A 25549-nucleotide genomic window follows, 5' to 3' on the forward strand; every position below is an offset into this window, starting at 1 on the left:
GGCGGGTTGGCGTGCCGGGGCGGTGGTGGATACGTGTGGGAGGGGGCGGGGGCCGCTGGCCAGGACACGCAAAAGCCCCTCCATGGTGCTCGATGGTGCCATCCTTGGCGCCAACGGTCCTGTCCAGCGGCCCCCGCCCCCTCCTGACAGTTTCCTGCGAGCGCGGGCAGCGCATCAGCGCGCCGGTGAGGGTTCGGAAAGCGGATTCTGGTAGTGCCGGCCGCTGGCCGGCAACCCGACCTTCGCTGAATGCCGGCCAGCGGCCGGCACTACCATGCCTCGGCCTTGACCTCTTGATCTCTTGACCTCAACCAATGTTGAGGTGCGATAACAGTCTCCCCACGGCCAGCCCCCTTGGCCTTCCCCACGGAGATTGCTTCGATGTCGTACTCGCTTCCCCCGCTCCCCTATGCCTATGACGCCCTTGAGCCGCATTTCGATGCGCGCACGATGGAAATCCATCACAGCAAGCACCACCAGACCTACGTCAACAACCTCAATGCCGCCATCGAGCAGGCCGGCATCGCCGAGCAGCCGGTCGAGGCGCTGATCGCCAACCTCGATGCAGTGCCCGAGGCGCAGCGTGGCGCAGTCCGCAACAACGGCGGTGGCCACGCCAACCACAGCCTGTTCTGGACCGTGCTCAGCGCCAACGGCGGCACGCCCGATGATGAGCTGGCCGCCGCCATCGACCGCGATCTGGGTGGCTTCGATGCCTTCAAGGAGGCCTTCACCAAGGCCGCGCAGACCCGCTTCGGCAGTGGCTGGGCCTGGCTGACCAGCGATCGCGACGGCCGCCTGAAGGTTGAAAGCAGCGCCAACCAGGACAGCCCGTTGATGGGCGCTACGGTCGGCCTGTCCGGCAATACCCCGATCCTCGCACTGGATGTCTGGGAACACGCCTACTACCTGCATTACCAGAACCGCCGCCCGGACTACATCGGTGCGTTCTTCAACATCATCAACTGGGCCGAGGTCGGCCGGCGCTACCGCCAGGCCCGGGCCTCATGAGCGGCGAGACACTGCCGTACGCCGGGCCGTGGGCGGGGGTCTTCCCCGCCCCGGCCCCGGTGCCGTCGGTCGAGATGCCGCCGCGTGCCCTGCGGCGGCTGCTCGGCCACTTTCCTACCGGCGTGGCCATCGTCTGCGCGCGCGATGCGCAGGGCAAGCCGGTCGGCCTGACCATCAACTCATTCGTGCCGGTGTCATTGCAGCCGCCACTGGTGCTGTGGAACCTGGCGTTGCACGCGCAGAGCCTGTCCACCTTCCAGCGCGCCACCCGCTTTGCGATCAGCGTGCTGGCGGCCGACCAGGAAGCACTGGCCCGGCGCTTTGCCGATCCGCAGGTACGCAACCGCTTCGACGGTCTGGCATTGCTGGATGACGACGAGGACGCCCCGCCACGCATCGCCGGTGCGGTGTCCCATCTCACCTGTACCCGACATGCGCAGTGGCCGGTGGGCGATCACCTGTTGCTGGCCGGCCGCATCATCGAAGTGCACGAGAACGGCGGCGCGCCACTGCTGTTCCATCGCGGCCGCTTCCAGCCGGGACCGGCCGAGCTGCTGGTGGAGGTGCGCTGATGAACATCGAGGCTTTGGAATGCATGCTCGCCAGCGGCAAGGACGGCGCGCTGCTGCGCTTCGGCCTGGGCAAGGGCTGGCTGGATGCCGGCAACCCGGTGCGCGCGGCAACCCATCTGGGCCGTTGCGTGGTCCTTGATCCGCAGTATTCGGCGGCGTGGAAGCTGCTGGGCAAGGCCTGGCTGGCCAGTGGCCAGCCGCAGGCGGCGCGCGAAGCGTGGCAACGCGGGCTGAGCGTGGCCGGCAGCAAGGGCGACCAGCAGGCACGCAAGGAAATGCAGGTATTCCTGCGTCGCCTGGACCGCGAGCAGGCGGATCTGGCGAAAGCGGGCTGAGTCGATCAGCCCGCGTTGGCCGATGCCGGTGCGGACATGATGTCCGACATCGGCAGGCGGCGCGGCTTGCTCGGGAACGCGTGGCGCAGGATGCGCCAGACCACCTGGCCGAACTGGCGCGGCAGCGAGCCGTTGTTGTAGTGCTGGCCGTAGCGGCGGCAGATGTCCTTCACTTCCTTGGCGATGGCCGCATAGCGGTTGGCCGGCAGGTCCGGATAGAAGTGGTGCTCGATCTGGTGGCTGAGGTTGCCCGACAGCACGTTGATCAGGAAACCGCCACTGATGTTCGACGAACCGCGCAGCTGGCGCAGGTACCAGTGACCGCGCGACTCATTGCGCAGGCACTCCTTCGGGAAGGTTTCCGATTCGGCGGTGAAGTGCCCGCAGAAGATGATCACGTAGGTCCAGATGTTGCGCAGGCCGTTGGCCACCAGATTGCCCAGCATCACGGTGAGGAAGAACGGGCCGGCCAGCAGCGGGAAGAACACGTAGTCCTTCAGCACCTGACGGGCCATTTTTCGCGCCACCGGGCGGGTCTGCATCCACATCGCACGGCCACTGATGCGGCCCTTCAGCCAACGGCCCAGGCGCAGGTCCTGCGCGGCCACGCCCCACTGGAACAGCAGCGCGAAGATCGGCGCGATGATCGGCTGCAGCAGGTAGAACGGCTTCCAGCGCTGTTCCGGGAAGATGCGCAGCAGGCCGTAGCCGATGTCATCGTCCATGCCACGCACGTTGGTGTAGGTGTGGTGGCGGAAATTGTGGGTCTTGCGCCAGTTGTCGGCGGTGGCAACGATGTCCCACTCGTAGGTGTTGCCGTTGAGCCTGGGGTCGCCGGTCCAGTCGAACTGGCCGTGCATGACGTTGTGGCCCAGCTCCATGTTCTCCAGGATCTTCGACAGCGCCAGCAGCAGCGTGCCGGTGATCGCAGCCGGCCACAGCAGCGGCATCCAGAACAGTGGCGAGAACGCCGCCAGGAACAGCAGGCCACGGCCGCCCACGCCGAACCAGCGCACGGCGGCGGCAACGCGGCGGATATAGCGGGTGTCGGAGGCGCCGAGGCTGCCGATCACACGGTCGCGGATCGCGTCGAGTTCCTCACCGAAGGCATGCATCTCGGCAGTACTCAGGGCACGGTCGGTAGCGCGGGTCATGGCAGGCGTCCTCAGAGATCCAGGGTCAGGTCGGTGGTCGGTGCGCTCACGCAGATCCGCACCGGCTGTGCCGATTCGGACTGCAGGTCGCCGGTGCGCAGGTGGCGGGTGGCGCCACTGACGCGGTCACAGCTGCAGCTGTTGCAGATACCCATGCGGCAGCCGTGTTTGGGCTTGATGCCGTGGGCTTCGAGGCTTTCCAGCAGCGAGCGGCCACGCGGTACGCTCAGCTGGCGGCCACTGCGCGCAAGCGTCAGCGACACCTCACCTTCGCTGCTGGCATCGCGCAACGGCGCCGGCGGGGTGAAGGCTTCGGCCTGGAAGCCGGCCACCTGGTGCGCCAGACGCTCGCGCGCGGCGGCAACGAATCCATCCGGGCCGCAGGCCAGCACATGGCGCTGCGCCTGAGGCGTGTCATCGCCGGGCACCAGCAGATCATGGGTATCGATACGCGCGGCCGGCGCCTCACCCTCGCGGGTGGTCAGCAGATGCACGCGCAGGTTCGGATGCGCTGCGGCCAGCGCCTGCAGTTCATCACGGAACTGCAGGTGGGCGGCGGTGCGCTCCCAGTAGAACAGGTCCACGGGCGCGGCCAGCGGGCGCTGGCAGGCCTCGCGCAGGAGGCTGCGCATCGGCGTGATGCCACTGCCGGCCGCCAGCAGCAGCACCGGCGCCGCGGCCGGCATATGGAATTCGCCGAAAGCGGCATCGAGGCGGAACAGTTCGCCCGGCTGCGCATGATTGACCAGGTGCTGGCTGACCCGGCCGCCGTCGATCGCCTTGACGGTGATCGCCAGCTCGCGCCGACCCAGTGTGGTAGGGCTGTAGCTGCGCTGCCACAGGCGCCCTTCAATCTCGACGCCTAGGGTGACGTGCTGGCCAGCGCGCATGCCGGCCCAGTGCCGGTTGGTGCGCAGGACCAGGGTCGCCGCGCCCTCGCCGGCCGGCTCGCGCCGGACCAGGCGGGCCACCGGCTCGCGCAGGGTCCACAGGGGATTGAGCTGGCCCGCCCAGAAATCGAACAGCGACGGCGAGACCCAGCGGTACGGAGAGAACAGGGACGGACGGACGACAGCGCTCATGGGCGCACTATACGGGCGCACATACACCTGTGTATACATGTGTATATTGAACCGGATTGGGTATGATTCAGCCTCGCCCCACCGGAACCCCCATGGCCGCCGCCACCGCCTTGTCGACGCCCGAAGATGCCAACAGCCCGGCCCGCCGTACGGTGAGCCGCGAGGATCTGCTGGCTGCTGCCCTGAAACTGATCGGGCCGCACCGCAGCCTGTCCACGCTCAGCCTGCGCGAAGTGGCACGTGAGGCCGGCATCGCGCCGAACAGCTTCTACCGGCAGTTCCGCGACATGGACGAACTGGCCGTGGCGCTGATCGATGCGGCCGGCCGCTCGCTGCGCACCATCATCGGCGAGGCCCGGCAGCGCGCCACCTCCACCGCCACCAGCGTGGTGCGGGTCTCGGTGGAGACCTTCATGGAGCAGCTGCGCGCCGACGACAAGCTGCTGCACGTGCTGCTGCGCGAGGGCGCGGTCGGCTCGGACGACTTCAAGCATGCGGTCGAACGCGAGCTGCACTATTTCGAGGAAGAGCTGCAGCACGACCTGGTACGCCTGGCCGCACTGGATGGCGCCGTACTGCATGCCCCGGAACTGGTGGCCAAGGCCATCACCCGGCTGGTGTTCGCGATGGGTGCCACCGCCATGGACCTGCCACCGGAGAAGGATCCGGAGCTGGTTGAACAGATCTCCACGATGATCCGCATGATCATCGTCGGCGCCCGTACCCCCGCCGCGTTCCGCCGCGGCTGATCGAGGCCCCTGAGTCGGCTCCCTTTCCAGAGGAAAGGGCTCTGAGCCGTCCCCGACTCCATGACCCCCGCCACGCAGCGCCACGGCGCCGATGAACTGTGGCCGCTGTCACGGATTTAGATTGCAGATGCGCAGCTTGAGCATCCTGCACGCGCCATTCACTGCGCTCTCACGCACGCTGAATTATTCAGACCACGCGCTCCATTCAGTTTGGTGAGTTATTGAACGGGGTTTGAATCCGGCACGTGCCGCTGCAGTCGTTTCAGATTAATTGCATGGCCCAGGCAAGACCCGATCCGCACAGTGCCGCCTCCGGTCCTGCGGATGCAGGTCCACCCCAATGAGCTTCAAGGAGAAACACCCATGCGCATGATGCAGTTCACGCCGAAGTTTCCTTCCACGCTTGTCCGATCACGGCTGGCACTTGCACTCGCCGGGCTGATTCTCGTGCCCTCCATGGAGGCCGCGGCCGTTGATCTGAACAACGGCGCGTCCGCTACGGTCGTTCCGGGCCATGTCTGGGTCGGGCAGAACTTCACGCTCCGTGGCAATTCGCAGCTGACCGTCGACGGCACTCGAGTCGGCTCAGTAAATTCGCAGGATTCGACACTCACCCTCAGCAACGCATCCGCCGGCCAGGTCACGTTGACGGATTCCGTCGGCGACATCCGAGGCAGCACGCTGGTCGGCCTGAATACCAGTGCACTACTGTCCAACCCGGCATCCGCGCGCACAGTCATCACCATTTCAAACAGCCGCGTCGAAAGTCCTTTCACGGCTTCGCGCATTTCGGGCGGCGGAACCATCCGCGCCTCATCGACGGCCTTTGCTGGCAATGTGCACGGCGTCGAGATGCTGGCGGGCATTCTGGAACTGCGCAGCGGTTCTTCTGTCGTCGGCGCGCAGGATGGCATCTACAGCCGACTCAACGCCGGCGGCCAACCCACCATGGGCCCGGATGGGTGGTACGTGCTTATCGATGGCTCCTCCGTGGAAGGAACCGCTGGCGCAGCGCTCAGCGCCCAAGCCGCGGGCTCAACTCCGCAGGTCAACCGCTTCATCGTGCAGAACGGCGCCACGCTGAAGGGTGGCAACGGCAACCTCCTGCAGGCCAATGCAGGTGCCCGGTTCGACTTTAGCGGCCGAACTTCCACGCTGGCCGGTAACTTCACCATCGCAGATACCGCCACCGGCACGCTGCGCTTCCTTGACGGTCTCGACCTCACCGGCCGCATCCTCGGCCCGGCCGACGTCATCGTCGACCAGGGCGGTCGCTGGATGCTGTCCGGCGACAGCAACACCGGCAACCTCACCCTGGGTGCGGGCAGCGACATCCTGCTCGGGCCGGGTGAGTTCCGCCAGCTGACCGTCAACGGCAACTATGTCGGCCAGGGCGGCACGCTGCACTTCAATACGGTGATGGCCGCCGACGATGCGCCGACTTCGAAGGTGCACGTCACCGGCGATGCAAGCGGCAACACCCGGATCGTGGTCAACAACATCAATGGCGCCGGTGCGCAGACCGTCAACGGCATTCCGCTGGTGCAGGTCGATGGCACCTCCACCGCAACCTTCGCCATGCAGGGCCGCGCCATCGGTGGCATGTACGAATACTTCCTGCGCAAGGGCATGCCCGGCACTGCCAACGGCAACTGGTACCTGACCTCGGCCTACACTGGTAATCCGTGCGATATCAATCCGTCGCTGCCGGAGTGCGCGCCGGTGGATCCGGTCGATCCTGTTGACCCGGTCGATCCGGTGGACCCGGTCAATCCCGTCGACCCGGTCCCCGTGCTGCGTCCGGAGCCCGGAGCGTACCTGGCCAACCAGGCCGCGGCCGTGCAGATGTTCCAGCTGCGCCGCCATGACCGCGGCGAGCCCAGCTTCGACCGCGCCCGCATCGGCACCTGGGTGCGCGCCGGGCGTGACCAGCTGCAGGCGAACGTGGCCGGCCAGGTCGATGCCCGTACCCACATCAACACCCTGCAGCTGGGCAGCGATGTCTGGCGCTGGGGCGATGGCCGTGGCCAGGTCGGCGTGATGCTGGGCACCGGCGAGGCGACCACGCAGGCGGTGTCGACGCTGAGCGGTTATGGCACGCGCGGCAAGGTCAAGGGCAAGTCGGCCGGTGTCTACCTGGGCTGGGTGCAGGATGCACAGAGCAGTGCCGGCCTGTATGTGGACGGCTGGCTGCAGGCAGCACGCTTCGACAACGAGGTGCAGGGCGAAGGCATCGCCCGCGAGACCTACGATTCCAGGACCCGCAGTGCGTCGCTGGAAGCCGGTTACGCCTGGGCCATCCGCAGCAGTGAGGCCAGCACGCTGTACCTGCAGCCGCAGGCGCAGCTGACCTGGACCGACTACGACGGTGACAGCCTGATCGAAAACAATGGCACCACGGTCGAGGATGGTCGCGGCGGCGGCCTCAACAGCCGCCTCGGCGTACGCCTGTTTGGCCAGGGCACGCTGCAGGGCAACCGCGTGCAGCCGTTCCTGGCGGCGAACTGGCTGCGTGGCGCGCGCGATGAGGCCATGCGCTTCAACAGCGAGTCGCTGAGCGCGAGGACGCCGGAGAACCGCTACGAAGTGCAGGCCGGTGCCCAGCTGCAGCTGGGCCAGCGCTGGAGCGCATGGGGTGACCTGCGTGTGCAGCGTGGCGACAGCGGCTATCGCAACCACGGTGCCCAGGTGGGCCTGCGCGCCGCCTGGTAATCCCCTCGCCGCCCCGGGGCCAGACCGGGGCGGCGTTCCTCGATTTCGATCGCACCCTGCCGGGCATGACATCCGGCAGGGTTCTGCTGCCTAATTGTAATGTTATAACACAGTCGTCCGCGATGTTCTGATCCTGCTTTCAGCTTCGTGATTGCACGGACTTATTTATATAGCCATTGCTATATCTATGACCCTCTGCTTTCATATGCGTCAGCCAGGTCGCCCTCGCCGCCTTTCCTCTCCCAAGGACGACGCCCTCATGCCCGTTTCCAGACCCCTATCCCGCCGGCTGCCTCTGGCTGCCGCCATCGCCCTGACCCTGCCGTTGCCCGCGCTGGCAGCCACACCGAAGCCGACCGAGCTGGACCGTGTGCAGGTCAAGGTCAGCACCGCCACCCGCAGCGAACGCCTGCTGTCGGACGTGCCGATCCGCACCGAGGTGCTGCGCAAGGAAGACATCGCGCTGCGCGCGGCCACCGACTTCTCGCGCGCCGCAGAGCTGATCAATGGCCTGCGCGTGGAAAGCAACTGCCAGAACTGCAACACCAGCGAAGTACAGCTGCTGGGCCTGCCCGGCGCCTACAACCAGCTGTTGTTCGATGGCATCCCGCTGCTGTCCACCTTGGGCAGTGTGTACGGCCTGGAACAGATCCCGGCCGGGTTCGTCGACCGCATCGAAGTGGTCAAAGGCGGTGGTTCGGCGCTGTACGGCCCGGGCGCGGTGGCCGGTGTGATCAACCTGATCCCGCCGCTGCCGGCGCGCAGCGGTGGCCATGTGCAGGCCGGCGTGGACGTGCTGAAAGGCACGCCGCAGAAGAATGCCGATGTGCGCCTCGACCTGGTGGCCAAGGACGCAGACGCGGGCCTGTCAGTGATCGCCCAGCGCAACTGGAACAGTGGCATCGACTACAACGGCGACGGCTACACCGAGATCACCCGCAAGAACCTCAAGGTCGGCGGGCTGCAGGCCTGGTACGCCCCCACGCCGGGCACACGGCTGCGCCTGGACCTGCAGGTGACCGATGAAACCCGCCGCGGCGGCAACCGCCTGGACCAGCCCGAATACCTAGCCAACATCGCCGAATCGCTGGATACGAAATACCGCCGAGGCAGCGTGTCGTGGGATCAGGAGATCAATGCCGACGTCGATTTCCGCCTGGCCTATGCCTTCGCCGACATCGACCGTGACAGCTTCTATGGCGGTCTGGGCGACGTAGTCACCGATCCGTCCGCACCCGGCTATGACCCATCGCAGCTGGACCGCCACGTGGCCGGCAGCGCGGCAGCGCGTTCGTGGCGCCAGTACGGCCGCACCCACAACCCGCTGCACTACATCGACAGCCAGTTGAACTGGCGGTTGGGGGCGCACGCGCTGGCCTTCGGCGTGCAGTACAAGCACGAGGCGCTGCGCGACGACAACCGCACCGGTGACGGCCAGCGGCTGGCAGTGCTGGAGGACGCTACCTTCCACAACCTGGGCGCCTTCATCCAGGACGAGTGGAGCCTGCGCGACAACGTCGACCTGGTGCTGGGTGCGCGCGTGGACAAGAGCTCGGAGCTGGACAGCGCGGTGTTCTCGCCGCGCATCGCGCTGGCTTGGCAGGCCACGCCCAACCTGAAGTGGCGCGCCGGCATTGCCACCGGCTTCCGTGCCCCAGAGATCTTCGTCGAGGATGTGCATGTCGATACGCTGGGTGGCGAACAGGTGCGCGTGCGCAACACCGACGGCCTGAAGGAAGAGCGCGCGTTGACCACCCTGTTCGGCTTCGACTGGCGATCTGACCCGGCCAATCCGGTGTGGAGCTGGGATGCCACCGCCTCGTATGCGCGCATCCGCGACACCTTCGCACTGGGCGAGATCCAGCGCGGCGATGACGGACAGCTCAGTCAGCTGCGCTACAACGCGTCCGGTTCCAACGTGCTGGGCGCGGAAACCAACCTCGGCTGGCAGCCGTCGCCGCAGTGGCGCCTGACCGCGGGTGCATCGTGGTACCGCTCGCGCTTCCGCGAACCGCAGCGCATCTTCGACGACACCGGCGACGGCGGCGACACCGTGATCGAAAGCCGGGACTACCTGAAGACCCCACGCTGGACCGGCCTGGCCCAGCTCAGCTGGATGCCGGCCGAGCCGTGGGAGACCTTCGTCGCGCTGCGCCACACCGGGCCGATGTCGGTGCTGAACAACCGGCTGGGCGAACTGCATCGCACGCGTTCATTCCTGGTGACCGATCTGGGTGCGCGCTGGCACCGCCATCTGGGCGCTCAGGCGCAGCAGGAAGTGTCGGTGGCCGCAGGCGTCAAGAACGTGTTCGACCAGCGTCAGAAGGATCTGGAAGTGGGTGCGCTGCGTGACAGCGACTATGTCTATGGGCCGCGCTTCGCGCGCTCGTGGTACGTCAACCTGCGCTATGCGTTCTAAGCCACTACGAGCGTTGTTGCTGGCCTGTGCCGTGTTGCTGGCCGCACCGGCGATGGCTGCGGACCTGCACGCGCAGGTCTCGGCCTCGCTGATGCGGCCGGAACAGCGCTCGCTGCGGCCGATGCAGTGGTCATCGCCACCGAAGCTGGTGGCGTTGTACTTCGGCGCCGACTGGTGCGCGCCCTGCCATGCCTTCGTACCCACACTGCGCAGCGTGCGTGACGCATTGCGCGAGGCCGGCGCCGATACCGAAGTGGTGTACGTCAGCCTGGATGAGAGCGAGGCCGCGCTGCGCCGCTACATGCACGCGCAGGAGATGCCGTGGCCGGTGCTGGACCCGCGCCGTGCCGCGCGCATGCCGGCACTGCAGGCATTGGCCGGGCTGGCACCGCCGAATCTGGTGCTGATCGATGCAGACGGGAATGTACTTGCCAATGGCTGGCAAGGCCGGCGTTACGAAGGCCTGCAGCCCGTGTTGAAGGAATGGACGAAACGGGCGTGCGCGCAGCAGCAGGCCCATTGTCCGCCCGATCTGTAGAGTCGAGCCACGCTCGACTCATTCCATCACCGCGCGAACAGCCGCCGGGCATGGCCCGGCGCTACCGTTACGGCGCCTCGCCCTCGGCCTTGCGCACAAACGCTTCGAACAACGCCAGCGTCTGCTCGCTTACATGGTGCTCGATACCCTCGGCATCGCGCCGCGCGGTATCCGCGTCCACGCCCAGCGCCAGCAGGAAACGCTCCACGGTCTGATGGCGCTGGCGGCTGGCATGCGCCAGCGCCTCGCCTTCCGGGGTCAGGAACACGCCGCGGTACGGCCGCTGCACCACCCAGCCATCCCGGGCCAGTCGCCGCAGCATCTTCGCCACGGTGGGCTGGGCTACGCCCAGGCGGGTGGCGATGTCGACCTGGCGGGCCTCGCCGCCGTCGGCCAGCAGATCCGAGATCAGTTCGACATAGTCCTCCACCAGCTCCATCCGGTGCGCCTCGCGCACTTGCCGGAAGCTCTCGACCTGGCGCTCGGCCTCGATCAAGGGGGTGCTCTTCAGCGATGTCGAATCGTCGGTCTTGCCCACGCCTGCGCCTGTCCTTCCGGTTGTTCCGGTGTTGAACCTGAATTCTGGACCAGTAACGCGATAAAGACGATTGTTTCACATTGCTAATTACTATAGCAGGAGCTATATTCGGAGCCATGAACACCCTGGCACCCCGCGACCCTTCGGCCTCCACTCCGGCCAGCCTGGGTGCGCTCAACGCCTCGGTGGCGGTGCCCGACAAGGGCCACTGGTGGTTCCGCCTGCTGGCCTTCCTCGGCCCGGGCTACATGATTTCGGTCGGCTACATGGACCCGGGCAACTGGGCCACCGACCTCGCCGGCGGTTCGCGCTTCGGTTACCTGCTGCTGTCGGTCATCCTCATCTCCAACCTGATGGCGGTGATCCTGCAGGCGCTGTCGGCGCGGCTCGGCATCGCTACCGGCATGGACCTGGCCCAGGCCTGCCGTGCCCGCTACCCGAAGCCGGTGAACCTGGCGTTATGGGCGCTGTGCGAGGCGGCGATCATCGCCTGCGACCTGGCCGAGGTGATCGGCACCGCGATTGCGCTGAAGCTGCTGTTCGACCTGCCGTTGCTGTGGGGCGCGGTGATCACCGCCTTGGACACGCTGCTGGTGCTGCTGCTGATGAACCGCGGTTTCCGTGCGCTGGAAGCCTTCGTGATCGCATTGCTGATGGTGATCTTCGCCTGCTTCATGGTGCAGATCGCGCTGGCCGCACCGCCGGTGATGGAAGTGCTGGGCGGTTTCATTCCGCGCGCGCAGGTGGTAACTGATCCGCACGCGCTGTACATCGCCATCGGCATCATTGGTGCCACGGTGATGCCGCACAATCTCTATCTGCACTCGTCCATCGTGCAGACCCGTGCCTACCCGCGCACCGATGAAGGCCGACGCAGCGCGCTGCGCTGGGCAGTGACCGACAGCACCCTTGCACTGACCCTGGCACTGTTCATCAACGCCAGCATCCTGATCCTGGCGGCGGCGGTGTTCCATGCCAATGGCCGATTTGATGTGGAAGACATCGAGCAGGCGCACCAGCTGCTGGCGCCCATGCTCGGCGTAGGCGCGGCGGCGACACTGTTTGCGATTGCGCTGCTGGCCTCGGGCCTGAACTCGACGGTGACCGCCACGCTGGCCGGGCAGATCGTGATGGAAGGCTTCCTGCACCTGCGTCTGCCGCCGTGGCTGCGGCGGCTGATCACGCGGGCGCTGGCGATCATTCCGGTGGTGGTGGTGATCATGCTGTTCGGCGACCAGGGCGCGGTGAAGCTGCTGGTGCTGAGCCAGGTGGTGCTGTCGATGCAGCTGCCGTTCGCGATCATCCCGCTGGTGCGGATCGTGACCGACAAGGTGACGATGGGCGCGCTGGTGGCCCCGCGCTGGCTGGGCAGCATCGCCTGGGTGATCGCACTGGTGATCGTGGCGTTGAACGTGAAGCTGCTGGTGGATACCTTCAACGGCGGGTAGATCCACGCCATGCGTGGATGCCTTTGTAGAGTCGAGCCATGCTCGACTCATTCCATCACCGCGCGAACAGCAGTCGAGCATGGCTCGACTCTACAGATGCAACGCGATCGCGGCCTCAATCTGCTGCGGCGACTGGAACCCGGCCAGGCGGGTGCGTTCGTCGCCGTCACGGAACAGGGACAGCGTCGGCGTCTGCCGCAACCCCAGTCCCCTGAAGAACGCTTCACCCAGCACTTCCAGCTGCACGCGCAGCAGGGTGATGCCCTGCCCTGCACTGCTGGTCGCCACCCGGTGCAGCGACACCTCCAGCATCCGGCACCCTGGGCACTGGTCCTTGTGGAAATCCACCAGCACCCGCGGGTGTTCGGCCAGCAGCTGCTGGAACTGCTCAGGCGTGGTGGCGTCGATGATCTGCATCGGTGTTGCTCCAGTAATGGGCCAGGACCGCGTCGGTCCAGGCCTCGATGGCCGCGGCATGGCGAACGCCATGCGGCATCTGTTCGATCTCCAGCGGCGGGTAGTCGCTGCGGAAGTAGCGGATCAGCCGGTGCACGGCGCCGCAGTAGTACTCCTGCCCCCACTGCGTTTCGCCGGTACCGAACACCGCCAGCTGCCGTGGCCGCTCGCCGCGCTCCGTAATACCGGCCACCCATGCCTTCATCTCCGCCGGCGTGCGGCCGGCGTTGTCGGTCCAGCAACCCAGCAGTACCAGGTCGGCCTCATCGGCGGCCAGTGGCGGGGCCTGGCGCAGGTCGTCGGCCTCCTGCCAGTGCACCGCGTGGCCTACTGCGCGGCAACGCTCGGCAATCTGCCGGCCGAGCTCGCGGGTGTTGCCACTCAACGAGGCCACCACCAGCAGAATGCTCAGCGCTTCGCTGGGCTCAGAGGTCGTCGAAGCCGTTGTCGACGTTGGTCTTCTTGTAACTTGCATTGCGCATCTCGAAGAAGTCGGTCTTGGTCTCGGTGAAGTTGTCGGCGTAGGCCTTGATCCACGGCATCACGTTGTCGGTGGTGTCGCTGTACAGGCGCTCGATGCCGAGCATGCCGGCCATCTTGTTCGCGCGGTACTTCACGTAGCGCACCATCTCGTCCACGTCGATGCCGTCGATACCGTCCAGCACCTCCGACGACCACTGCGTCTCCAGCTCGATCGCATGCTCGAACGACTGGTGCACGTAGGCGGTCAACTCGTTGGTCTGCAGCTCAGGGTTCTCGCCGATGATGGCGCGGATCAGCTCGCTGATGAACTTGGTATGCGCCAGCTCGTCACGGTTGATGAAGCTGATGATCTTGCCCGTACCGTTCATGCGGTTCTGCCGCACCATGTTGTAGAAGTACGCAAACCCGGAATAGAAGTTGATGCCTTCCAGGATCGAGGACTGGATCAACGACTTCAACAGGGTCTCGGCGGTCTTCTCGCGCATGAAGTCGTCGTATGCACCCATGATCGGTGCGTTGCGCTTGATGATGGTCGGGTGGGTCCGGGCGATCTCGAAAATGCGGTTCTGGTTCGGCAGGTCGGTGATCGAGGCCAGCACGTAGCTGTAGCTTTCGTTGTGGATCACTTCCTGCTGGCCGATGATCGCGGCGTTGGCGTGCGCGGCCGGGTCGGTGATGTACTCGGCCACGTTGTAGATGAAGCGGGTCTGCGGTGAGTCGAGCGTGGCCAGCAGGCCGATGATGGAGTCGTAGGCGTTCTTTTCGCGCGCATTGAGCTCGCCGTACTGGCGGGCATCTAGCTTCATGTCGACCTCGTCGGGAATCCAGAAGTTGGTCGACAGCTCCTTGTAGGCCCGATAGAACGACGGGTACGGGATGTCGTTCCAGTTGAGGATGCCGCTGGTGCGGCCGTTGATGATGCCGGTGCTGCGATTGGGATGTCGCGGTTCGAGGATCTTGATGCGGTCGAGGGGGGTTGCCATGGGTTTCTGCCTTCGTTCTCTTTCTATCGTGTTGCCGGCCAGCGGCCGGCACTACCGAAGATCGCGGTGTTGCCGGCCAGCGGCCGGCACTACCGTGGATCGCGGGGTTGCCGGCCAGCGGCCGGCACTACCGTGGGCCGCCGGCGGTCAGCTGGAGCACCACTCGCATTCGCTGATGTCGATGTCGTTGGAGCGCACGTAGTAGGTGGTCTTCAGGCCCTCGCGCCAGGCACTCAGGTGCAGCTCCAGCAGGGTGCTGGCGCGGATGGTGCTTGGCACGTACAGGTTGAAGCTGATCGACTGGTCGACGTGGCGCTGGCGGCGCGCGTTCTGGCGCACGCTGGCGAACTGGTCGACCTTGTAGGCACCCTTCTCGTAGTACGGCCAGGTCTCCAGCGACAAACCCGGAGCGGCCACCGGACGCCGGAAATCCTTCTTTTCCTCGTAGTAGAACGCGCTGTAGATCGGGTCGATGGAGGCGGTGGAACCGGCAATCTGCGCGGTGCTCATGTTCGGCGCCACCGCCAACAGCCAGCCGTTGCGCAGGCCGTGCGTGGCGACCTCGCGGGCCAGGCTGTCCCAGGCCGCGCCGTTGTAGTCGCGGTCACTGAAGTAGCGTCCGTTGTGCCAATCGCTGCCGGCGAACATCGGGTAGCTGCCCTTCTCCTTCGCCAGCTGCGCGCTGGCTTGGATGGTCAGGAAGTTGATGCGCTCGTACAGGCGGTCGGCCAGCTCTTCGGCATCCGGCGATTCCCAGTGGATCGACTGCTGCGCCAGCAGGTGGTGCCAGCCGAACGTGCCCAGGCCGATGGCACGGTACTTGCGGTTGGTGATCGTGGCCTGCGGCACCGGCAATGCGTTGAGGTCGATCACGTTGTCGAGCATGCGCACCTGGATCGGGATCAGGCGCTCCAGCACGTCGGTGGCCAGCAGGTCGTCCGGCGCACTGATCGCACGTCCGAGGTTGATCGAGGACAGGTTGCAGACCACGAAGTCACCGGCGCGGCGCGTAGTCACGATCTGGTCGCCGCTGACGATCTCCTGGATCATCCGCGTCGGGCTCATGTTCTGCAGGATCTCGGTGCACAGGTTGCTGGAATAGATCATGCCCGCGTGCTTGTTCGGGTTCCGGCGGTTGACCTCGTCGCGGTAGAACAGGAACGGGTTGCCGGTCTCCAGCTGGCTGAGCATGATCCGCTTGAACAGATCGATGGCCTTCACCGTGCGGCGGCTGATGCGCTCATCGGCCACCAGCTCGGCGTAGCGGTCGCGGAAGCTGCCAGAACCACGCTTCTCGTCGTAGAAGTCCTGCAGGTACCAGCCCTTGGCCTGCTTCACCTCGTGCGGGTCGAACAGGTACCAGTCGGCGCGACGCTCGACCGCTTCCATGAACAGGTCGGGCACGCACACCGAGGTGAACACATCGTGCGCGCGCAGGCGCTGGTCACCGTTGTTGAGGCGCAGGTCCATGAAGGCTTCGATATCGCGGTGCCAGATGTCCAGGTACACCGCCACCGCGCCCTTGCGCTGGCCGAGCTGATCAACAGATACCGCTGTGTTATTGAGCTGCTTGATCCACGGCACCACGCCGCCGGAGGAATTGGCCACGCCACGGATCGGCGCGCCGCTGCTGCGCACATAGCCCAGATAGGCTCCAACACCACCGCCGTGCTTGGACACACGGGCGATATCGGTGTTGGAGTCATAGATGCCCTGCAGGCTGTCGTCCACCGTGTCGATGAAGCAGCTCGACAGCTGCCCGCCCACCTTGCCGGCATTGGCCAGGGTCGGCGTGGCCACCGTCATGTACAGGTTGGACAGCGCCCAGTACGCCTCTCCGACCAGCTGCATGCGCCGCTCGCGCGGCTTTTCCTCCTGCATCAGGTACAGCGCGATGGTCAGCCAGCGCTCCTGCGGCAGTTCATAGACCTCGCGGCTGCGGTCGCTGGCCAGGTAGCGCGTGGCCAGCAGGTACAGGCCGTTGTAGGCGAACAGGCGGTCGCGTTCCGGGTCGATCATCTGGCCGGCCTGCTGCAGCTCTTCCTTGGAATAGCAGCGCAGGATGTCGTTGCTGTAGATGCCGCGGTCGGCCAGGCTTTCCTGCAGGCCCACGTAGGAGCCGTACTTCAGGCCGACGTCGTAGAAGCGGTTGCGGCTGGCGCGCTTGTACAGGCGACGCAGGTAGATGCGCGCTGCAAACTGTTCCCACTCCGGCGCGACCAGGTCCACGCGCGATTCGGCCTCGCGGATCAGCAGATCGACCAGGTCATCGGCGCTGATGCTCGGTTTGCGTTCGACCATCGACTGCACTACACGGCGGTAGTCGCTCACATCCAGCTGCGGGAACTCGGCATGCACGGCGTCGATGCTGCGCTGCAGGCGCTCGGCCTCGAACGGCAGGCGACGGTTGCCGGCCTCCTTGGTGATCCAGGTCGGCACGCGCTCGCCACCGGCGCGCAAGGCGTCGCCAGCGCCGGCCAGATCGGCCACGCGGAAGGTACTGTCGGTCATGGTGGTGAAACTCCAGGCTCGCACGCGCATTGGCGGTCGATGCCATGGCGGCCCTGCACGCGATACCGGCGCACGGGGCGGTCGGGGTGGGATGCCAAAGCGCGGGAACACCAGATCGTCGGCAACAGCCTGCGCCTGCGGCCGGTATCCGGGCCGTGGGGGCGATCTGGGTCCGCTCGATGGCGGCCGCGTCGACACGGCAAGCCTTCAGGGGCGGGCCGCGGGACGTTTGCTGCATGTCCGGCGGCGGCGGCTGACCGGGAGTGACGGACACAACATAGTGGGGATATTCCAACCCGTCAACACAAGATGCGGTAATCAGCACATGTCGCGACGATCAGTCGCAGGATGCCGTGTTGCACCTGCAGCGCCTTGTCGACAACGCCTGCGTCCCCAGTTCGGTACAACATCAACTTTCCCCGGAACACCGCCCATGCGCGCTGCCCAGTACCCCTCCTTCGGCGACCCGGCCGACGTCCTCGCCATTGCCGATGCCGCCCTGCCCGAGCCCGGCCCCGGCGAAGTGCGCATCCGCACCGTGCTCGCCTCGATCCACAACCACGACCTGCTGACCGTGCGCGGCCTGTATGGCTACAGGCCAACGCTGCCGGCGATCGGGGGCAGTGAAGCACTGGGCGTGGTCGATGCACTTGGCGACGGCGTCGACGGCCTGCAGATCGGCCAGCGGGTTGCCGCCGCCTCGGTGCACGGCACCTGGGCTGAAGCCTTCATCGCGCCGGCACGCATGGTGATTCCGATGCCGGAGGCGATCCCGGACGAAATGGCCGCGCAGCTGATCGCCATGCCGCTGAGCGCGCTGATGCTGCTGGAATTCCTGCACGTCGAAGCAGGCCAGTGGATCGTGCAGAACACCGCCAACGGCGCGGTGGGCAAATCGCTGGCGATGCTGGCGCGGGCGCGTGGCGTGCATGTGGCCAACCTGGTGCGCAATGCCGATGCGGTCGCACAGTTGAAAGTGCTGGGCATCGATCATGTGTTCGACACCTCGGTGGACGGCTGGAAGGATCGCGTGCGTGAGGCGACCGGCGAAGCGCAGGCCGCGGCCGCGGTGGATTCCATCGGCGGCGACGCCAGCGGCGATCTGGTCGACCTGCTTGGCCACCACGGCACCCTGGTGTCGTTCGGTGTGATGAGCGGCGAACCCATGCGCATTCCCGCCGGCGGCCTGATCTACAAGGAAGCCACGGTGAAGGGTTTCTGGGGCAGCAAGGTCAGCCAGGCGATGGCGGTGGAGGACAAGCGCCGGCTGGTTGGCGAACTGCTGAAGCGCGCGGCGAGCGGCGAACTGACCCTGCCGGTGGAGCAGGTCTTCGCACTGGACGACATCGCCCAGGCAGCAAAGGCCGGTGCGGGTTCGGGCCGCAACGGCAAGGTGCTGCTGCGGCCTTGATGGGCTGGCACTGCCTTCTGTAGAGCCGAGCCATGCTCGGCTGCTTTCCTGTCAGTGTGCGGAGCCGAGCGTAGGCTCGGCTCTACAGGAGCGTGCGGACCAACGGTCCGCACCCACCGAGAGCAAGAAGCAGCCACTTCGTTAAGAACCTGTGATGTATAACTGAATGCGCTTTCGTCATTGGAAGGCGCACGTGGCTGCGTGCGGTACTGACGGCTCCTCCCCGTTCGGCGTTGTCGCTTCCATGTACCGCACCACCCTGAACCTGCTTGCCGGCGCGATCGCGCTGGGCCTCACCGCCGGCGCTGCCGGCGCCGCTGAAACCGCCGATTCCGGCAAGGACAGCACCACCCTCGGCACCGTGCTGGTGACCGGCTCCAACATCAAACGCAGCGATACCGCCGGGCCCAACCCAGTGCAGATCGTGAGCCGCGAACAGATCGAACAGACCGGTCGTTCCACCCTTACCGATGTGCTGCGCAACCTGTCGGCCAATGCCGGCAACAGTTTCGACGAGCAGTACACCGGCAGCTTCGCCGCCGGCTCGGCCTCGATCGGCCTGCGCGGCCTGTCGCCGAAGAACACGCTGGTGCTGGTCAACGGCTATCGGGTGTCCAACTTCGGCTTCGCACTCAATACCCAGGACACCTTCGTCGACCTCAACGCACTGCCGATCAGTGCGGTCGAGCGCATCGAAGTGCTGAAGGATGGCGCCTCGGCGGTGTACGGCTCCGACGCCATCGCTGGCGTCATCAACATCATCCTGCGCAGGAACTTCCAGGGCGTGGAAGTCGGCGGCGGCTTCGGTACCGCCACCCAGGGCGGCCTCGACGAACGCAAGGCCAACCTGCTGGCCGGCTTCGGTGATCTGGAACAGCAGGGCTGGAACGTGCTGTTCGGGCTGGACCTGCTCAAGCGCGACCGGCTTGATGGCGATGACCGCGCCTATACCCGCAGCGGCGATTTCCGCGACAAGCCCGGTGGTCGCCTGGCCGGGTGGTCCACTGCCGGTGGTAACTGGCTGTCCAACCCACGCGCACCGCAGCCGTTCGCCAATTGCCCCGACGGCAGCCAGCTGCGCCCGTACAGCGACTTCGGCAGCACCCTGCCCGGCCAGGCCTGCGCCTTCAATGCGCAGCCGTTCAAGACCCTGCAGCCCGGCGCCGAGCGCCTGCAGGCGTCGCTGAGTGCAACCTACCGCTTCAATGACAGCGTCGAGGCCTTCGCCGATGTGCTGTACAGCCACAACAAGGCCGACCAGATCTTCAGCGCGCCGCTGACCGTCGGGCCGGGCCTGCGTGCCTACAACCCGGCCACCGGCACCCTGATCGATGTGCCGGCGGTGCTGCCGGTCGGTCACCCGAACAACCCGGGCAGCACGCCACTGCCGTTCGAGTACACCTTCTTCGATCTCGGCCCGCGCCTGAAGGACAACACCCAGGTGTTCTACCGTGCCCTGGCCGGCGTGCGTGGCAGTGGCGAGCGCTGGGACTGGGAAGTGGCAGCGCTGACCTCGCAGAGTGCACAGCGCGAGTACGTCGACAACTTCGTCAACCGCTACGCCTTCGAGCAGATCCTGCGCGATGGCAGCTACAACTTCCTCAACCCGTCCAGCACGCCGGGGGCGCTGGATGCACTGCGCCTGCAGACCAAACGCCCCGGCTGGTACAAGCTGCACTCGTTGAACGTAAAGGCGTCGACCACGCTGTGGGAACTGCCGGCCGGTGCGGTCGGCTTCGCCTGGGGCGCCGAGTTCCGCAAGGAATCACTGGATGCGCGCACCAGCGCCCAGGTGCTGTCGGGTACCGAGCTGCGCCCGGCCATCAACGTGGTCAACGGCGAGCGCCAGGTCAGTGCCGCCTACGCCGAACTGAGCGTGCCGCTGCACCGCACGCTGGAACTGCAGCTGGCCGGTCGCGGCGACCGCTACGACGACTTCGGCAAGGCGTTCTCGCCGAAGGTGGCATTGCGCTGGCAGCCGCTGGACAGCCTGCTGCTGCGCGGCTCGTTCTCGCGTGGCTTCCGTGCGCCGTCGCTGCCGGAGATCGCGCCGGGCCAGACCGTCAGCTACGGCTCGGTGATCGATCCGTTCGACCCACTGCAACCGGGTGGCAGCCGCGGCGTGACCAACATCCGCACCGGCAACCCGGACCTGAAGGCCGAACGCTCGCGTAACTTCAACGTGGGTGCGGTGTGGTCGCCGGATGGCGATACCAGCATCGGCCTGGACTGGTACCGCATCGAACAGGACAACCTGGTCAAGCCTGACAGTGCGCAGTTCATCGTCGACAACCCAACCCTGTTCCCGGGCCGCGTACAACGCGAGAACGGACGCATCCAATTCATCACCAACCAGTACGCCAACCAGGGCGAACTGACCACCTCGGGGCTGGACCTGGACGCCAGCCGTACCTTCCGCACCGACGGTTGGGGCAACTTCACCGTCGCCGGCAGCTGGACCCACCTGCTCAGCTTCAAGCAGCCGCTGGTGGCCGGCCAGGCGCCCTATGACGGGGCCGGCAACAACCGCCACGGCGCACTGCCGCGTACGCGCGGCACCACGTCGTTGAACTGGGCGGTGGGCGACTGGAGCAGCACGCTGAGCCTGCAGTACGTGAGTGGCTACGACCAGCGTGTGGCGACGGTCACCAGCAACCCGGGGCTGCGTGACCGCATCAAGCCGTATCACCAGCTGGATCTTTACGTCGCCTACGAAGGTATTCCCAACACCACGCTGTCGCTGTCGGTGCTGAACCTGACCGACAAGGACCCGCCGTTCGACCCGGCCGGTGGCTCCAACGGTTTCGACATCAGCCAGTACAACCTGCGCGGGCAGTTCGTCTCGCTGGGGGCGCGCTACCGGTTCTGATGGGGCAAAGGGGTGTGCGGACCAACGGTCCGCACCCACCGAATCAGCGGCTCAGGTGCAGGAACTGCAGGTGCCGTTCGTACTGGCTGATGATGTCGTTGATGATCTGCTTGCGGCTGTAGCCGACCAGGTCGTAGTCCTGGCTGCCTTCGAACAGGTGCACTTCAGCGCGGTAGTAGCGCTGGTTGCGCAGCTGCTGCGCGGCGAACGACGGCGTCAGGTAGCCACTCAGGATCACCCGGTACAGGAAGTCCTGCTGCTCGCCGTGATTCACCGTCAATTCCATGTCGCCGGCCTCGAACCGCGTGGCCACATCCCAGCCCTGCCCGCGCAGCTGCTCGGCCACCGCCTCCATCGCCGGCTTCACGGTGTCGTCCATGAAGCGGTAGACCTGGTCGCGCACCGGGAAGTGCATGGCCTGGCTCAGGCGCTGGCGCCAGCCCTGATGGTGGCGGTCGTCACCGATCAGCGGCGAGGGCCGGTACTGCAGCGCGCGCTTGCGGTGCGATTCGTCACTGAAGGCGCGGGTCAGGCCCCACATCATCAGCAACAACACCGCCGAGAACGGCAGCGACGCCAGCACCACCGCCGATTTCAGCGCATCGATGCTGCCGGCCAGCAGCAACCCGGCGGTCAGCACCGCGATCACCGTGCCCCAGAACACGCGCAGCCAGCGCGGACCATCATCCTCCGGCGCCCCGCCATGCGAGGACAACGTGGACAGCACCACCGCGCCGGAGTCAGCCGATGTCACGAAGAAAATGAAACTGACGAACACCGTCACCGCGATCACCGCCTTGCTCCACGGATACCCATCCAGCAGGGCATACAGCACGGTGGGTGGATCATCTACCGCCAGTTGCGCCAGTTGCTGCTGGCCATGGTGCAGCACCTGGTCCAGTGCACTGTTGCCGAAGATCGACAGCCACGCCAGGGTGAAGCCGAGCGGGATCAGCAGCACGCCGAACACGAATTCGCGGATGGTGCGGCCACGCGAGATGCGGGCGATGAACAGGCCGACGAACGGCGCCCAGCCGATCCACCAGGCCCAGTAGAACACCGTCCAGCCGCCCAGCCATTCCGGTCGGCCGCCATAGGCGTACACATCGAAACTCTTGCCGACCACGCTGCCGAGGTAGTCGCCCAGGTTCTGCATCAGCGTGCTGAGCAGGTACTGGGTGGGGCCGGCGCACAGCATGAACAGCACCAGCGCGATCGCCAGCAGCATGTTGATGTTGGCCATCCAGCGCACGCCCTTCTCCACGCCTGAAACGGCCACGGCCACCGCCGCGCCCATCATGCTGACCACCAGGATGATCTGCACCAGGTTGGAGTGCGGGATGTTGAACAGGTGCGACAGGCCAGCGTTGAGGTGCAAAACGCCGAAGCCCATGTCGGCGCCGATGCCGAACACGGTGGCGACAATGCCCAACGCGTCCACGGTATAGCCGATCGGGCCATTGATGCGCTTGCCGATCAGCGGGTACAGCGCCGAACGCAGGGCCAGCGGCAGGTTGTGGCGGTAGGCGAAGTAGGCCATCGCCATCGCCGCGAGTGCGAACACGCCCCAGCCATGCAGGCCCCAGTGCAGGAACAGCAGCTGCATGGCCTGGCGCGCACCAGCCTCACCGGCCGCCGGATCGCCCTGCGGCGGCTGCAGGTAGTGGGTCAGCGGTTCGGAGACGCAGAAGAAGAACAGGGTGATGCTGATGCCGGCGGCGAACAGCATGCCGGCCCAGGAGAGATAGCTGAACTCCGGCTCGTCATGGTCGGCACCGAGCTTGATGCCACCGTACTTGGACAGCGCCACCCCGACCACGAACACCAGATAGAGGGTCATCGCCAGCAGGTAGTACCAGCCGACATTGAGTGCGGCCCAGTCCTGCGCCTTGACCAGAAGGCGGCCCGCACCGAGCGGGAACAGGCTGACAAACAGCGCGAACGCCACGACAACGATCGCCGCGAAGGCGAACACAGGTCGAAGGGTGCGCACCGGGGATTGTTGCGGCTCCAGTACTTCCATGGGGCGGCGTTCTCCGGTAGATCAAAGGGTTAGCCGACCGATTCTGGCTGAACCGCAGTGGACAGAGCATGAAGTTGCGGCCTGCGGTCACAGGCCCGGCCCACCATTCCGTGCTATCACGCGCGCGCCGAAGCGTGCCTGCGAGCGCAGCCGCGCGCGGACCGCGTGCATCGCGGCCACGCGCGTACTGTCCAATCACGACATCACATGCACCGCGCACAGCTTGTTGCCATCCGGATCGCGAAGGTAGGCCAGAAACAGCTGCCGCCCGGCCATGTTGCGGATGCCGGCCGGGTCTTCGATGGCGGTGCCACCGTGGCTTACGCCTGCGTCCTGCCAGCCACGCACGGCATCGGCACTGTCCAGGGTGAAGCCGATGGTGCCGCCATTGGCATGGCAGGCCGGCTCACCATCGATCGGTGCGGTGACGATGAACATGCGACCGTCCTTGAAATACACCAGGCGCCCCTTGTCATCGAAGACACCGGGACGGGCGCCCAATGCGGTGAACAGGGCATCGTAGAAGCGATGCGCGACGTCCATGTCGTTGGTTCCAACGGTGATGTGGCTGAACATGCGGGCACTCCCTGCGGAAAGACCGCAGTGTCGGCGAGCCCGGCGGTCATCGCAAACGCCCTGGCCGTTGCCCCCCCCTGCGCAGGGTTTGTCGTACACCTCCCGATCACACTATAATGGGAATCATTCTCATTAATGATCGATGCCGATGGCCGTGCCCGCCGCCTCCAGCACCGCGCTGGCGGGGTTCTACCGCGAACACCATGGCTGGCTGCTGGGCTGGCTGCGCCGCCGCACCCACAACGCCGACTGCGCCGCCGACCTGACCCAGGACACCTTCGTGCGCCTGCTCAGCCGTCGTGTCGATCCGTCCGAACTGCGCCTGCCGCGTGCCTATCTCAGCACCATCGCGCACGCGCTGCTGGTCAATCACTGGCAGCGCGCGGATCTGGAGCGCGCCTACCTGACGGCCTTGGCCGCGCAGCCGGAGCCGGTGCATCCATCGGCGGAAGAACGCACGCAGGCACTGCAACTGCTGCACGCCATCGCCGACATGCTGGCCGGCCTGGCCGAACGCCCGCGGCGTGCGTTCCTGCTGGCCCGGCTGTCCGGCCTGGGCTATGCGGAGATCGGCCAACAACTGGGCGTGTCCGAGCGCATGGTCAAGAAATACATGGCGCAGGCGATGCTGCATTGCCTGCGCCTGTCCGGCGACGCAACGGCATGAGCGCCGCGCTGGCCAGCCCGGCACTGGAGCAAGCGGCAGAGTGGTTCGCGCTGCGCGAGCAGGGCTGGACTGATGACGAGCAGTACCGCTGGCGCGCATGGCTGCAGGCTGATGCCGGCCACGCCGATGCGTGGCGTCGGGTCGAGTCGGTCTGGCAGTCCTTTGCGCCCCTGTCGGCGCCGGCCGCCGCCACCGCACTGGATGCCGCAGGCCGTCGTCGCCGGCAGGCTCTGCGCAGCCTCGGTGGTGCACTTGGCATCGGCGCGGTTTCACTGCTGGGCCTGCATGGCCTGCAGGCGCAACGCGGCCTGCAGACGCAGCGCACCGTTGCCGGGCGCACCGGGCACTGGAGGCTGATTGATGGCAGCCAGTTGTGGCTCAACGCCGACAGCGAAGTCACCATCGACATCGGCAGCGGCCGCCGCGCCCTGCATCTGCTGCGTGGCGAGCTGCTGCTGCAGACCGGCCACCATCCTGCATTCACCGGCCTGCCCCTGACCGTGCATGTGCCGGGCGCACGCCTGCGGCCAATGGGCACCCGCTTCGCGGTCGGTCGTGAGGCTCAGGGCAGCCGCCTGGATGTGTTCGAGGGCGTGGTGCGCTGCCTGCCGATGTTCGGTGTGGCGCTGGATGTGGCTGCCGGAGGCGCGGTGCGGATCGGCCCGATGGGCGGGCTCACAACGGTCGCTGCCGATCCTCTGCGCGGTGACTGGCAGGACGGACGCCTGCAGGTACAGGACACGCCTTTGATCCGCGTCATCGATGAGCTGGCCCGCCACCATCAGGGCTATCTGGGTTGTGATCCGGCGCTCGCCGCATTGAAGGTCACGGCAGTACTGCCACGCCTGGACAGCACCCAGGCGCTGCATCTGCTGGCCCGCGCCCTGCCGATCCGTGTCGAGCAGCGCTGGCCGTGGTGGACCGTCGTGCGTCCGCTTTGAAATCGCGGTTCCCTTTCTGCGCGCTCACCGGGCACTACAAGGGAACCCATTGCAGATGTTGCCGCCCCCAT

Annotated in this window: 22 protein-coding genes; 12 read left to right on the forward strand and 10 right to left on the reverse strand. The window is 66.3% G+C overall.

Annotation, left to right across the window (positions count from 1 at the left end):
• Positions 1–381 precede the first annotated feature (381 nt).
• From QRO95_RS18470 to QRO95_RS18480, 3 genes are read left to right on the forward strand one after another with little or no spacing between them, the layout of a single operon-like run.
• Positions 382–1011: a superoxide dismutase gene (locus QRO95_RS18470; protein ID WP_049462787.1), complete on the forward strand. Its 630-nt coding sequence runs from the start codon at positions 382–384 to the stop codon at positions 1009–1011.
• The gene (locus tag QRO95_RS18475) at positions 1008–1583 is read left to right on the forward strand and encodes a flavin reductase family protein (protein WP_164080063.1); all 576 of its coding nucleotides are present in this window, start codon (positions 1008–1010) and stop codon (positions 1581–1583) included. Before QRO95_RS18470 ends, QRO95_RS18475 begins: the two co-directional genes overlap by 4 nt.
• Positions 1583–1918, forward strand: a complete 336-nt coding sequence (locus QRO95_RS18480) for a lipopolysaccharide assembly protein LapB (RefSeq protein WP_032129997.1) — start codon at positions 1583–1585, stop codon at positions 1916–1918. The genes QRO95_RS18475 and QRO95_RS18480 overlap by 1 nt, the downstream gene beginning before the upstream one ends.
• A 5-nt stretch (positions 1919–1923) precedes the next feature.
• Here QRO95_RS18480 and QRO95_RS18485 read toward each other — a convergent pair whose 3' ends face one another.
• Both QRO95_RS18485 and QRO95_RS18490 read right to left on the reverse strand, forming a co-directional pair.
• Positions 1924–3072: an acyl-CoA desaturase gene (locus QRO95_RS18485; RefSeq protein ID WP_285303159.1), complete on the reverse strand. Its 1149-nt coding sequence runs from the start codon at positions 3070–3072 to the stop codon at positions 1924–1926.
• Positions 3073–3083: 11 nt separating this feature from the next.
• Positions 3084–4154 carry a ferredoxin reductase gene (locus QRO95_RS18490; RefSeq protein ID WP_285303160.1) on the reverse strand — a complete coding sequence of 357 codons (1071 nt, stop codon included), beginning with the start codon at positions 4152–4154 and terminating at the stop codon, positions 3084–3086.
• A gap of 92 nt (positions 4155–4246) precedes the next feature.
• Between QRO95_RS18490 and fabR the strand changes: the two genes are divergently transcribed.
• Entirely contained in the window at positions 4247–4903 is a 657-nt protein-coding gene (gene fabR, locus QRO95_RS18495) for an HTH-type transcriptional repressor FabR (protein ID WP_005409961.1), read from the forward strand.
• Between the two features lie 347 nt (positions 4904–5250).
• On the opposite strand, the gene QRO95_RS18500 is transcribed toward fabR, so the two are convergent.
• The gene (locus QRO95_RS18500) at positions 5251–5769 is read right to left on the reverse strand and encodes a hypothetical protein (protein WP_285303161.1); all 519 of its coding nucleotides are present in this window, start codon (positions 5767–5769) and stop codon (positions 5251–5253) included.
• Between QRO95_RS18500 and QRO95_RS18505 the strand changes: the two genes are divergently transcribed.
• From QRO95_RS18505 to QRO95_RS18515, 3 genes are all read left to right on the forward strand, one after another.
• Positions 5756–7615, forward strand: coding sequence for an autotransporter outer membrane beta-barrel domain-containing protein (locus tag QRO95_RS18505; RefSeq protein ID WP_285303163.1), 1860 nt, complete (start codon positions 5756–5758; stop codon positions 7613–7615). The genes QRO95_RS18500 and QRO95_RS18505 overlap by 14 nt on opposite strands.
• A 259-nt stretch (positions 7616–7874) precedes the next feature.
• Complete coding sequence (locus QRO95_RS18510) at positions 7875–10034, forward strand: TonB-dependent siderophore receptor (protein WP_285303164.1); 2160 nt, start codon at positions 7875–7877, stop codon at positions 10032–10034.
• Positions 10024–10572 carry a thioredoxin-like domain-containing protein gene (locus QRO95_RS18515; protein WP_285303165.1) on the forward strand — a complete coding sequence of 183 codons (549 nt, stop codon included), beginning with the start codon at positions 10024–10026 and terminating at the stop codon, positions 10570–10572. Before QRO95_RS18510 ends, QRO95_RS18515 begins: the two co-directional genes overlap by 11 nt.
• A gap of 67 nt (positions 10573–10639) precedes the next feature.
• On the opposite strand, the gene mntR is transcribed toward QRO95_RS18515, so the two are convergent.
• Positions 10640–11110, reverse strand: a complete 471-nt coding sequence (gene mntR / locus QRO95_RS18520; RefSeq protein WP_014647435.1) for a manganese-binding transcriptional regulator MntR — start codon at positions 11108–11110, stop codon at positions 10640–10642.
• Positions 11111–11226: 116 nt separating this feature from the next.
• Here mntR and QRO95_RS18525 point away from each other — a divergent pair, with 116 nt between their 5' ends.
• Positions 11227–12558, forward strand: a complete 1332-nt coding sequence (locus QRO95_RS18525; protein ID WP_285303166.1) for an Nramp family divalent metal transporter — start codon at positions 11227–11229, stop codon at positions 12556–12558.
• A 90-nt stretch (positions 12559–12648) separates the two neighbouring features.
• On the opposite strand, the gene QRO95_RS18530 is transcribed toward QRO95_RS18525, so the two are convergent.
• The 4 genes from QRO95_RS18530 to QRO95_RS18545 form a co-directional block, all read right to left on the reverse strand.
• Positions 12649–12975 carry a thioredoxin family protein gene (locus QRO95_RS18530; RefSeq protein WP_182266260.1) on the reverse strand — a complete coding sequence of 109 codons (327 nt, stop codon included), beginning with the start codon at positions 12973–12975 and terminating at the stop codon, positions 12649–12651.
• Entirely contained in the window at positions 12947–13426 is a 480-nt protein-coding gene (locus tag QRO95_RS18535; RefSeq protein WP_183080180.1) for a flavodoxin, read from the reverse strand. The genes QRO95_RS18530 and QRO95_RS18535 overlap by 29 nt, the downstream gene beginning before the upstream one ends.
• 13 nt (positions 13427–13439) lie before the next feature.
• Positions 13440–14480 (reverse strand): ribonucleotide-diphosphate reductase subunit beta, encoded by a 1041-nt coding sequence (locus QRO95_RS18540; RefSeq protein WP_024957408.1) that lies wholly within the window; start codon positions 14478–14480, stop codon positions 13440–13442.
• Positions 14481–14627: 147 nt separating this feature from the next.
• Positions 14628–16991, reverse strand: coding sequence for a ribonucleoside-diphosphate reductase subunit alpha (locus QRO95_RS18545; RefSeq protein ID WP_285303167.1), 2364 nt, complete (start codon positions 16989–16991; stop codon positions 14628–14630).
• Between the two features lie 433 nt (positions 16992–17424).
• On the opposite strand from QRO95_RS18545, the gene QRO95_RS18550 reads away from it, so the two are divergent.
• Both QRO95_RS18550 and QRO95_RS18555 read left to right on the forward strand, forming a co-directional pair.
• A complete protein-coding gene (locus QRO95_RS18550) occupies positions 17425–18402 on the forward strand; it encodes a zinc-binding dehydrogenase (RefSeq protein ID WP_285303168.1) in 978 nt (325 codons plus the stop codon).
• A 244-nt stretch (positions 18403–18646) separates the two neighbouring features.
• The gene (locus QRO95_RS18555) at positions 18647–21271 is read left to right on the forward strand and encodes a TonB-dependent receptor (RefSeq protein ID WP_285303169.1); all 2625 of its coding nucleotides are present in this window, start codon (positions 18647–18649) and stop codon (positions 21269–21271) included.
• A 43-nt stretch (positions 21272–21314) separates the two neighbouring features.
• Here QRO95_RS18555 and betT read toward each other — a convergent pair whose 3' ends face one another.
• Positions 21315–23294, reverse strand: a complete 1980-nt coding sequence (gene betT, locus QRO95_RS18560; protein ID WP_049400600.1) for a choline BCCT transporter BetT — start codon at positions 23292–23294, stop codon at positions 21315–21317.
• 195 nt (positions 23295–23489) lie between these two features.
• On the reverse strand, positions 23490–23870 hold the full coding sequence (locus tag QRO95_RS18565; RefSeq protein ID WP_006372781.1) for a VOC family protein: 381 nt from the start codon (positions 23868–23870) through the stop codon (positions 23490–23492).
• 148 nt (positions 23871–24018) lie between these two features.
• On the opposite strand from QRO95_RS18565, the gene QRO95_RS18570 reads away from it, so the two are divergent.
• Positions 24019–24537 carry a sigma-70 family RNA polymerase sigma factor gene (locus QRO95_RS18570; RefSeq protein WP_197613774.1) on the forward strand — a complete coding sequence of 173 codons (519 nt, stop codon included), beginning with the start codon at positions 24019–24021 and terminating at the stop codon, positions 24535–24537.
• Positions 24534–25478, forward strand: coding sequence for a FecR domain-containing protein (locus tag QRO95_RS18575; RefSeq protein WP_285303170.1), 945 nt, complete (start codon positions 24534–24536; stop codon positions 25476–25478). The genes QRO95_RS18570 and QRO95_RS18575 overlap by 4 nt, the downstream gene beginning before the upstream one ends.
• Positions 25479–25549: the final 71 nt, after the last annotated feature.

Source organism: Stenotrophomonas maltophilia group sp. Smal13, from assembly GCF_030236855.1.
GTDB lineage: Bacteria > Pseudomonadota > Gammaproteobacteria > Xanthomonadales > Xanthomonadaceae > Stenotrophomonas > Stenotrophomonas maltophilia_A.

Coding starts and splice junctions, on each gene's coding strand:
- QRO95_RS18475 (WP_164080063.1), top strand. CDS start 1,008: ATGAGCGGCGAGACACTGCCGTACGCCGGGCCGTGGGCGGGGGTCTTC.
- QRO95_RS18505 (WP_285303163.1), top strand. CDS start 5,756: ATGCTGGCGGGCATTCTGGAACTGCGCAGCGGTTCTTCTGTCGTCGGC.
- QRO95_RS18490 (WP_285303160.1), bottom strand. CDS start 4,154: ATGAGCGCTGTCGTCCGTCCGTCCCTGTTCTCTCCGTACCGCTGGGTC.
- QRO95_RS18540 (WP_024957408.1), bottom strand. CDS start 14,480: ATGGCAACCCCCCTCGACCGCATCAAGATCCTCGAACCGCGACATCCC.
- QRO95_RS18480 (WP_032129997.1), top strand. CDS start 1,583: ATGAACATCGAGGCTTTGGAATGCATGCTCGCCAGCGGCAAGGACGGC.
- betT (WP_049400600.1), bottom strand. CDS start 23,294: ATGGAAGTACTGGAGCCGCAACAATCCCCGGTGCGCACCCTTCGACCT.
- QRO95_RS18565 (WP_006372781.1), bottom strand. CDS start 23,870: ATGTTCAGCCACATCACCGTTGGAACCAACGACATGGACGTCGCGCAT.
- QRO95_RS18500 (WP_285303161.1), bottom strand. CDS start 5,769: ATGCCCGCCAGCATCTCGACGCCGTGCACATTGCCAGCAAAGGCCGTC.
- QRO95_RS18530 (WP_182266260.1), bottom strand. CDS start 12,975: ATGCAGATCATCGACGCCACCACGCCTGAGCAGTTCCAGCAGCTGCTG.
- QRO95_RS18555 (WP_285303169.1), top strand. CDS start 18,647: ATGTACCGCACCACCCTGAACCTGCTTGCCGGCGCGATCGCGCTGGGC.
- QRO95_RS18550 (WP_285303168.1), top strand. CDS start 17,425: ATGCGCGCTGCCCAGTACCCCTCCTTCGGCGACCCGGCCGACGTCCTC.
- QRO95_RS18575 (WP_285303170.1), top strand. CDS start 24,534: ATGAGCGCCGCGCTGGCCAGCCCGGCACTGGAGCAAGCGGCAGAGTGG.
- QRO95_RS18545 (WP_285303167.1), bottom strand. CDS start 16,991: ATGACCGACAGTACCTTCCGCGTGGCCGATCTGGCCGGCGCTGGCGAC.
- QRO95_RS18485 (WP_285303159.1), bottom strand. CDS start 3,072: ATGACCCGCGCTACCGACCGTGCCCTGAGTACTGCCGAGATGCATGCC.
- QRO95_RS18515 (WP_285303165.1), top strand. CDS start 10,024: ATGCGTTCTAAGCCACTACGAGCGTTGTTGCTGGCCTGTGCCGTGTTG.
- QRO95_RS18510 (WP_285303164.1), top strand. CDS start 7,875: ATGCCCGTTTCCAGACCCCTATCCCGCCGGCTGCCTCTGGCTGCCGCC.
- QRO95_RS18470 (WP_049462787.1), top strand. CDS start 382: ATGTCGTACTCGCTTCCCCCGCTCCCCTATGCCTATGACGCCCTTGAG.
- fabR (WP_005409961.1), top strand. CDS start 4,247: ATGGCCGCCGCCACCGCCTTGTCGACGCCCGAAGATGCCAACAGCCCG.
- QRO95_RS18570 (WP_197613774.1), top strand. CDS start 24,019: ATGGCCGTGCCCGCCGCCTCCAGCACCGCGCTGGCGGGGTTCTACCGC.
- QRO95_RS18525 (WP_285303166.1), top strand. CDS start 11,227: ATGAACACCCTGGCACCCCGCGACCCTTCGGCCTCCACTCCGGCCAGC.